Genomic DNA, 1,731 nt, shown 5'->3' with positions numbered 1-1,731 from the left:
CACCGCGAGCGCGGCCGCGAGCGTCGTGCGGCCCGCGCCGCCCGTCGTCGACGTAATGGCGATCGTCTTCATCGGGCCGCCTCGCCACCACGTTCGTCGCGCTCGGCATCGGGCAGCAACCGCCCGCGCAGCGCAACCGGCACGAGTTCGCAGGGCACCGCGTCGCGCCGGTCGATACCGCGCGGCGCATGAAAGCCGCGGCCGATGCCGAGGTGCTGCGCGACGATCCACACCGGCACCGCAATCGCAATGCCGACGATGAAACCGATGACGAGTTCGGCGATCATGCGACCCCCTCCTTGCGCAGCGGCATCGCGCTGCGGACGGCGCTGCGCTTGCGCGCGGCGAGAATGACGGGTTCCGGCGCCGATGCGTCGGCGGCCTCGGCCGACGGCGCCGGAGCGATCGCCTCGAGCGCGACGATCGTATCGATCGCATCGATCGCCCTGCTCACTTCGCTCGCGTCGGGCAACGCCTCGCCGGGTTCGGCGCGCGCGGGCGATTGGCGCGGCGCGCCCGCCGGCTGCGTGACCGCGAACAAGTCGCTGTAGTCGGCAATCGGCGCGCGCCGATTCTCGGCCTTCAGCGCATTGAGTTCGGTGTCGATGCTGCCGTGCCCGAGGCATACGACCCGGTCGGACAGCGTGTCGACCGGCACGTCGAAAATGCGCGCGAGCGCATCCTCCGCATCGACCGGTTCGCACGCGAACAGGAACACGTACAGGTGCGCGGCATCGGCCGTCACGACGTCGCCCGCGCGGCGCGGCCGGCAATGCCGCAGCGCGTCGACATGCGACACGCCCGGCAGCAGCGCGATCTTCGCGAGCGTGTGCGGCAGCGCGAGCACGGCACCGCGATCGAGCACCGCGCGAATCCGCAGGCAGAATGCGCCGACCGGCAGGTAGCCGAGCACCGAATCGCCGAGCGCGGCCGCGAGCGCCGCACGATAGTCGGCAGCAACCGGGCGCGCATAGAGCTGGCCGCGCAGCGCGTGCACGGCGGCCTGCATCCGCGATACCGGCAGGTCGCGCGCGACGACGCGGCTCGCGCCGACGCTCAACACGAGCATCTCGAACTGCTGGCGCAGCACTTCGCCGCGCTCGACGACCGCGATCTTCAGCGCGCCGCCGCACTGCCGGCGCAGCGCGTGCACGTCCGCGCACAGCGCTTCGAGCTGCGCATGCGAGCGGAACACGAGCACCGCGGTCGCGGCCTGGGCATGCGCGCACGCAGCGACGACGGCCGCGTTGTCTTCGACGATTTCCCAGCCGTCCGGCACGCGGTTCGTGCCGTCGAGCACCGCGCGGCTGACGACGACGCGATCCTCGTCGCTCGCGAGCTTCATCCGGTGCGCGGGCTCGGTCGCGCCGCCATCGACGCTCGCCGACAACCGGCCGCCCGGCGCAAAGCGCAGCGGCCGGACCTCGCCGGCCGCGAGCGTGTCGCCCGCCCGCCAGAAATCGACGATCCACAGCAGCTCGCCGTGCGTGCGCTGCAACTGCGCGACGCCCGAGCAGATCCCGTGGAAACCGCTGCGCGGCGTGCGATCCGCGTCGCGCACGAGCGGCGCATCGTCGGTACGCGATTCGTCGCCCGCACGCGGCGTCTCGGGATCGAGCAGCAGCACGAGCGCGATCCGGCGCGTGCGGCACCAGTCGGCCAGCGCGTGCGCCTCGTCGGCGAGCGCGATCGGGTCGTCCCAGCTGAACCAGCGCTGCGCGCCTTCGACGA

At 72.7% G+C, this 1,731-nt stretch carries 2 protein-coding genes; both read right to left on the bottom strand.

The features are described from left to right. Positions 1-68: 68 nt before the first annotated feature. Positions 69-287 (bottom strand): hypothetical protein, encoded by a 219-nt coding sequence (locus G3O06_RS48075; protein WP_174918985.1) that lies wholly within the window; start codon positions 285-287, stop codon positions 69-71. After that, a partial coding sequence (gene bcsE / locus G3O06_RS48070; protein ID WP_205820413.1) for a cellulose biosynthesis protein BcsE occupies positions 284-1,731 on the bottom strand: 1,448 nt, incomplete at its 5' end. The genes G3O06_RS48075 and bcsE, both read right to left, overlap by 4 nt.

It is taken from the genome of Burkholderia sp. Ac-20345, assembly GCF_017104825.1.
In the GTDB taxonomy this organism is placed as follows: domain Bacteria; phylum Pseudomonadota; class Gammaproteobacteria; order Burkholderiales; family Burkholderiaceae; genus Burkholderia; species Burkholderia lata_B.
Note: the sequence above shows the minus strand (reverse complement) of the source record. Positions and strands in the feature narration are given on the sequence as shown.

Coding starts and splice junctions, on each gene's coding strand:
- G3O06_RS48075 (WP_174918985.1), bottom strand. CDS start 287: ATGATCGCCGAACTCGTCATCGGTTTCATCGTCGGCATTGCGATTGCG.